Annotated in this window: 7 protein-coding genes and 1 tRNA gene; all 8 read left to right on the forward strand. The window is 39.9% G+C overall.

The annotated features are described in order from the left end of the window. Positions 1-6 precede the first annotated feature (6 nt). The 8 genes from MTF68_RS10045 (at position 7) to MTF68_RS10080 (ending at position 5,972) form a co-directional block, all read left to right on the forward strand. A complete protein-coding gene (locus MTF68_RS10045; protein WP_248462372.1) occupies positions 7-858 on the forward strand; it encodes a thymidylate synthase in 852 nt (283 codons plus the stop codon). Between the two features lie 19 nt (positions 859-877). Next, entirely contained in the window at positions 878-1,756 is an 879-nt protein-coding gene (galU, locus tag MTF68_RS10050; protein WP_004586244.1) for a UTP--glucose-1-phosphate uridylyltransferase GalU, read from the forward strand. Positions 1,757-2,134: 378 nt separating this feature from the next. Continuing rightward, positions 2,135-2,833: an SPOR domain-containing protein gene (locus tag MTF68_RS10055; RefSeq protein ID WP_248452063.1), complete on the forward strand. Its 699-nt coding sequence runs from the start codon at positions 2,135-2,137 to the stop codon at positions 2,831-2,833. A gap of 259 nt (positions 2,834-3,092) precedes the next feature. Continuing rightward, on the forward strand, positions 3,093-3,623 hold the full coding sequence (locus tag MTF68_RS10060) for an SPOR domain-containing protein (RefSeq protein ID WP_248462373.1): 531 nt from the start codon (positions 3,093-3,095) through the stop codon (positions 3,621-3,623). Positions 3,624-3,782: 159 nt separating this feature from the next. Continuing rightward, entirely contained in the window at positions 3,783-4,376 is a 594-nt protein-coding gene (locus tag MTF68_RS10065; RefSeq protein WP_004586247.1) for a FlgO family outer membrane protein, read from the forward strand. 13 nt (positions 4,377-4,389) lie between these two features. After that, complete coding sequence (locus MTF68_RS10070) at positions 4,390-5,082, forward strand: FlgO family outer membrane protein (RefSeq protein WP_248462374.1); 693 nt, start codon at positions 4,390-4,392, stop codon at positions 5,080-5,082. 8 nt (positions 5,083-5,090) lie between these two features. Next, positions 5,091-5,768, forward strand: coding sequence for a FlgO family outer membrane protein (locus MTF68_RS10075; RefSeq protein ID WP_121637832.1), 678 nt, complete (start codon positions 5,091-5,093; stop codon positions 5,766-5,768). A 129-nt stretch (positions 5,769-5,897) separates the two neighbouring features. After that, a tRNA-Arg gene (locus tag MTF68_RS10080) sits at positions 5,898-5,972 on the forward strand. Positions 5,973-6,605: the final 633 nt, after the last annotated feature.

Consider the following 6,605-nt stretch of genomic DNA (forward strand, 5'->3'; position numbering starts at 1 on the left):
CAGATCATGAAACAATATTTAAAATTATGTCAGCGCATCGTTGACGAAGGTGTATGGGTAGAAAACAAACGCACAGGCACGCGTTGCTTAACCGTTATTAATGCCGACTTAGAATACGATGTAGGTAATAATAAATTTCCTATGATCACTACTCGTAAAAGTTACTACAAAGCCGCTATAGCAGAGCTTTTAGGTTACTTACGAGGGTACGATAGCGCAGCGCAATTTCGTGATATAGGCTGTAAAACCTGGGATGCAAACGCAAACGATAATAACGCATGGCTAAATAACCCTAACCGCAAAGGCGAGGACGACATGGGCCGCGTTTATGGCGTGCAAGGGCGTAATTGGCAGCGCTCAGATGGCTCAACGCTCGATCAGCTTGCTAAAGTAATAAATAACTTAAAAAACGGGATTGATGATAGAGGTGAAATAATTACCTTTTATAATCCTGGTGAGTTTGAGCTTGGTTGCTTGCGCCCATGTATGCACACGCATACGTTTTCGCTGCTTGGCGACACGCTGTATTTAACATCGTATCAACGCAGTTGCGATGTGCCGCTGGGCCTTAATTTTAATCAAATTCAGTGCTTTGTATTACTGGCATTGGTAGCGCAAATTACAGGCCATAAAGCAGGTAAGGCGTATCATAAAATTGCTAACGCGCATATTTACGAAAACCAGTTACCGTTAATGCGCGATGTACAGCTAACACGTGAGCCATTTGACTCACCGCAATTAAATATTAACCCAAACATAAAATCACTAGAAGATATAGAAACATGGGTAACACGAGACGATTTTGAAGTAGTAGGCTATCAATGCCACGAACCAATCCAATATCCGTTTTCAGTATAATAAGATTAAGGAGAACAAGATGAAAGCAGTGATCCCAGTAGCAGGCCTTGGAACGCGTATGTTACCTGCCACAAAAGCTATCCCTAAAGAGATGCTCCCAGTGGTAGACCGCCCGCTTATTCAATATGTAGTAAATGAAGCGGTAGCAGCAGGCGTTAAAGAGATTGTACTTGTAACGCATTCAAGTAAAAACTCTATCGAAAACCATTTTGATACCAGCTTTGAACTAGAAGCCACGCTTGAAAAACGCGTAAAGCGGCAATTACTTGCCGAAGTACAGGCAATTTGCCCTAAAGATGTGACCATTATTCACGTACGCCAAGGCGAAGCCAAAGGCTTAGGCCATGCAATTAATTGTGCAGCGCCAATTATTGGCAACGAACCCTTTGTGGTTATTTTGCCAGATGTAATTGTTGATGACGTAGAGAGCGACCTTAAAAAAGACAACCTAGCAGAGATGATCGCCCGTTTTGAAGAAACTAAGCACAGCCAAATTATGGTTGAGCCAGTACCAATGGACGAAGTAGACAAATTTGGTGTTGTTGATTTAGGTGACGTAGAGCTTCACCAAGGTGAAAGCTCGCCAATTATTAACATGGTAGAAAAACCGCCAGTAGATGAAGCACCTTCAAACCTATCGGTAGTAGGGCGTTATGTATTAAGCGAAAACATCTGGCCACTGCTTGCTAAAACGCCGCAAGGGGCTGGCAACGAAATTCAACTTACAGATGCAATTGCCATGCTCATGCAACAAGAAAAAGTAGACGCTTACGCCATGAAAGGCCGCAGCCACGATTGCGGTAGTAAAATAGGCTACTTAAAAGCAACGATAGAGTTTGCTCTGCGCCGCGACGAGTTTGCAGATGATTTAAAAACATTTATTAAATCGTTAATTTAGGTTTTATTAAATTACCCACCAAGGCGCCTGTTTAGGCGCCTTTTTTAGTGCTAAATTATTAATGCCACTATTAGTATAGCTTTACTCAATTTTAACGACGCGAGTAATAAAGATGGGCTACGCTTAATTATGTTCTGAATTTGACTTGCGTTATTTTTAAACACAACGTAATTTATATTGAAAGGTTTATGTTAATTGGCATTAAAGTTGTATTAAAAGCCACACCCATGGAGGGTCGTGTTAATTTTATCTTTGCAGGTAAATTAACGTATAGGAGTAAATTTGCTCATTGTTTAAATTGCTAAGTTAAACGCTTTCTTGTGAGAATGTTTAACTGAAATGTAAGTGCACAGGCACTGCTTTCAGGATAACGGGTACATGCTTAAATTAAAAAAATACTATAAACACTTTTTTGTATGCCTTTTTACGCTTACGTTTGGCACGGCGTGCTCTATTACGCCTACTGCTAAACCTGCTATTGATAATGAAATACCTAACACCACGCCCGATTACGTATCGATAACTGCACTAGAGCTTGCGCAATTAAAAGATGCCGCAATGCAATGGCAACAAGCACGCGCCGGTATAGAGCGTATTTTAAAGCTTGAAAAAGAAATTACTTACCTAGTTAATCACATAGATATAATAAACTCTAAAGCTATTGCACAATCTAATGCAAGCACTGCCTACAGCAGCCGTTACACTCGCACGCCTTCGCGTACAACCAGTAATAAGCCACGTCGTCAACAAACTTACAAAGCCGCTAACAATAACCAAAAGCAAACTCTAAAGCTTAATACCCCTAAACATGTATTTGCATTACAAGTTGCCTCGGTTGATTCTAAGCAGGATGTAGCCAAGGCCTGGCAAGAACTAAATACCAAAGCAGCGCCACTATTTAGAGATAAAATATTAACTAACGTAGAAACCGCAAAAATAAATGATAAAACCTTTTATCGCTTAAAGCTTGGCTCTTATAAAAACCTTAAAAATGCCAAAGCCGACTGTGAAGTATTTAAAATGTATAAGCTTGACTGCATTGTAAGTAACTACACCGATAAGCCAATTAAACTTTAATAGTGATACCAACACGCAGCAATATATAATTATTTTATGGGGCTAATCGTGTTGCGTTCTGCGTTAAAAAATTCTCATTTAGAGCAACTAAATAGCGATTTTTTTGCCTAGCTATCAATACGTTTTACTATCCTCATAATAGATTACTTAATTAAGTTAATTGGTATAAAAGCGCAATAGGCCGTAGCACGCGTGACTTGCTAAGCGTTGATTGGCTGTTAAAATAGCGCCCACTCTTACTCATATTAACAACATACTTATGCTGCACTACAAGGATTTTTTAGCCACATTACTTTTAGGCTTTGCATTAGCAAACAGTGCTCACGCATTAGCAACGGCCCAAAAGCAGGCGGTGCTCATTAAAAAAGATGACTTAGCCGTACTCAAAGAGTCAGCGCAGCAGTGGCAACAAACCAAGCCTCAACTAGAAAGACTGTTAAAGCTAGAAAGTGAATTACAGCGCACAGTAGATAAATTAAAACAACTTAACGCGCAGCCAAAACCACAGCAAACTAACCACTTAGCTGTTGTGAATACAAATGCGCTGTTTGCTGTGCAAGTGGGGGCATATAAAAATAAAGCGGTACTTGAAGCGGCTATAAAGCAATTTCAATCGGCGTCAAATAAGCTTGAAGTAAATACCGAGCAAGTACAGATTGACCAGCACACCTTTTATAGATTAAAGCTTGGTGCGTTTAAAACAAAAGAAGCAGCAAAGGATGCATGTAAGTTATTAATAAACAATAATACTTGTTTTGTAACCTACTACGTCAAAACGCCTCAAAGTTAATTAACCTGAATTCTGGTTAAGAGCCTTACTAGCATATTGAACTATCTTGATATTTAAATTTATTATCTCTGGCTAGAGATAGGTTTATTATCCAGAGTTTAGGTTAATTAGGCATAATAATTGCTTTATCCTCGATATGTTTTAAAGAGGACGGCAACTATGCGCCTTTTACTGCCTTTAGTATTGTTAAATTTAACTGCTTGCAACTTGGTTCCGCCCCCAGAGCCGAGTGTGCCTACTGACGCGCCAAAAGCAGCAATGGCCCCCTATACCGTTAACGAGTATGTAGCAAATCTAACCTCGCAGCTTAACCATGTAAATGGCGCTTTAAATGCCAATGCGCGCATTGGTGTGAGTAGCTTTTTTTATGCCGATGCTTTAGATACTAAGCTAGTAGCAGGGCAGGCCTCGGGTTTGAGCTTACAAATTCAAGAAAGCTTATTAACGCAATTTACCCAGCTTGGCTATCATACCGTTGAGTACCGCCTAGGTAATAACCTTATATTAGCGCAAAACGCAGACAGCATATTAAGCCGCGACTTAAGTAAATTACGCAATCGCCAAAATATTGACTTAGTAATCACCGGCACTGTAACGCGCCAACAGCATGCTTATATAGTTAATGCACGACTCGTTAATATTGAAAATAAGCAAGTACTGTCGGCAGGCAGCACAGAGATCCCTATAAATGTAATGTGGGGAAACGAAAAAATTCAGCAGCGTGACGGCTCTTTGTACCGCAGCGAATATTAATCAGGAGCACACCATGAGAAACCTATTATTTACCCTATGTTTGCCATTAGGCTTTGGCTGTTCGCAAATGTTAAATTCGCTACATTCAGAGCCGGAGCAGGTTGAGCATGATAATGCAGCCCAGCTTGTTTCAGAGCAACGTGCGGTAAAAGCACCTGCACCAAATGAAGCGTTATTTCAGTCTAATTTAAACAAGCAAAGCAACTACACCAAAAGTGCCCCTGCAAAACGCAAAAATATAAACCATTATGTGCGCGGTATAATGCAAGACATGGTCGAAAACCTGCAATACGTAAACGACAAAACGCCACTTGCCGTTTCTAGCTTTGTATTTTTAGATGATGACTACAGCGATGGAAGCCTGTTAGGTAACCAAATAGCCGAAAGCTTTATGCACGAACTGCATAGTTTTGGAGTACCGGTTATCGATTTTAAAACCACCGAATATATGCGAGTAACACCCGCAGGCGACTTTGTATTTAGTCGCGATTACCTAGAGCTAAACCAAGATCAAAACTTTAATTACGTATTAGCAGGAACACTTGTGAGCCACCAAGGTGGCGTACTGGTAAATGCACGAATAGTGGGCATTAAAAGTAAAGCGGTAGTGGGCAGTGCGCAAGGGTTTATCCCTCAATCAGTGGTTGATGCGCTAAACAGTAGCTATCGCACCGACGGAATTATGCTTAAACAAGCCAGCGAGTGAGGTTGACCATGTTTTACAAACTATCTGCTATAGCGGGGCTAACGGCAACGTTAGCATTAACTGGCTGTTCAATAACGCAAAATAATGAGCATAACGAAAGCATAAACACACGCTCAGACTACACCGTGGTAACGCAAAGTAGCCAACCAAAGCCTATGTATGCCAACCAATCTGTGCAGCAGCAAAGTGAGTACGACACAGCAAGGCAGTTTACACCGCTTAAACACCACAAAACGCTGGCAAACTATGTAGAGCAAATGGCGCTGGATTTAGTGGATACGCTTGAAGCCGAAGCGCCCGATAACAACAGCATCAACATAGCGGTTACTACCATTGTAGATTTAGACGCATCGCTTAATAAAAGTAATCAGTTGGGTAATCAATTAGCAGAGACGTTTATTCATCAGCTGCAAAAATTTGGCTACGGCGTGGTAGATTTTAAAACCATGGACAACATTGATGTATCAAATAGAGGCGACTTTGTGTTATCTCGCGATATAGAAAAGCTAAGCGAAAGCAGCATGGCTAACTATGTATTAGCAGGTACGTTAATTTACCGCCCAAATGGCGTAGCAGTAAACACCCGCGTTATAAATGTTCACAGCAAACATATTGTAGCAAGCAGCCGTAAACTCATACCGCTGTACGTGTTAAACAAAGAAGATATATATTTATCAAGCAATTAAGTTAATTTTAGCTTGATATGAAAAACAAGATGCCGTTATAATTTTTGTAAGCTGTAAGCTGTAAGCTGTAAGCTGTAAGCTGTAAGCTGTAAGCTGTAAGCTGTAAGCTGTAAGCTGTAAGCTCGGTGCGGCCTCTTAGTTAAATGGATATAACGGCCCCCTCCTAAGGGGCAGTTGCAGGTTCGATTCCTGCAGGGGCTACCAACAAAATCAATAAGTTAAGATTTTATTCTCTAATTTTATATCTTTTTTGTAGCACATATGTAGCATCATAAATTGAAATATGTAGATTATAGATATGTCTTTTTATTAAAATAGCTGAATTGTATTCATGCTACTTTGTGCCAATTGCTGACAGTGTAAAAATATCCATAATTATTAACTTATTAGCCTGTCTCCATACCTCTTAACTCTGACACTATTAAGCGATCTGGATTTGAAGAAAAATATATTATCAAGCATCCGACAGATTCAAGAACAACTCTATCGCCTTTTTGTATATATAGTAGTAAAAGTTACATTTTCATCGATGATCTTTGCTTGCGCTTATATACTTGGTTTTAAAGGGGGTTCTACAGTCGGAAAACATCATGCAGAAGTTTTGAGCGTCTTCTTCCGTAGCAACAAACTCAATAGATTCATAAATGCTACTATACTCTCTGCGGTTATTAACTCTCTTAATGCTATCTGATTTATTAAAAGCTATATATCTGAGAATTCGAGTATGGATTTCTATGGCTGTTTCTACAAACATAATAATTGGACTTCCCATAGTTTGCTAGACACCCAATGAGTTACATTGTAACTTCTAATTAGAGGTGTTTTATGAGCAAAGGC

Source organism: Pseudoalteromonas sp. 2CM37A (assembly GCF_023161885.1).
Taxonomy (GTDB): Bacteria; Pseudomonadota; Gammaproteobacteria; order Enterobacterales; family Alteromonadaceae; genus Pseudoalteromonas; species Pseudoalteromonas atlantica.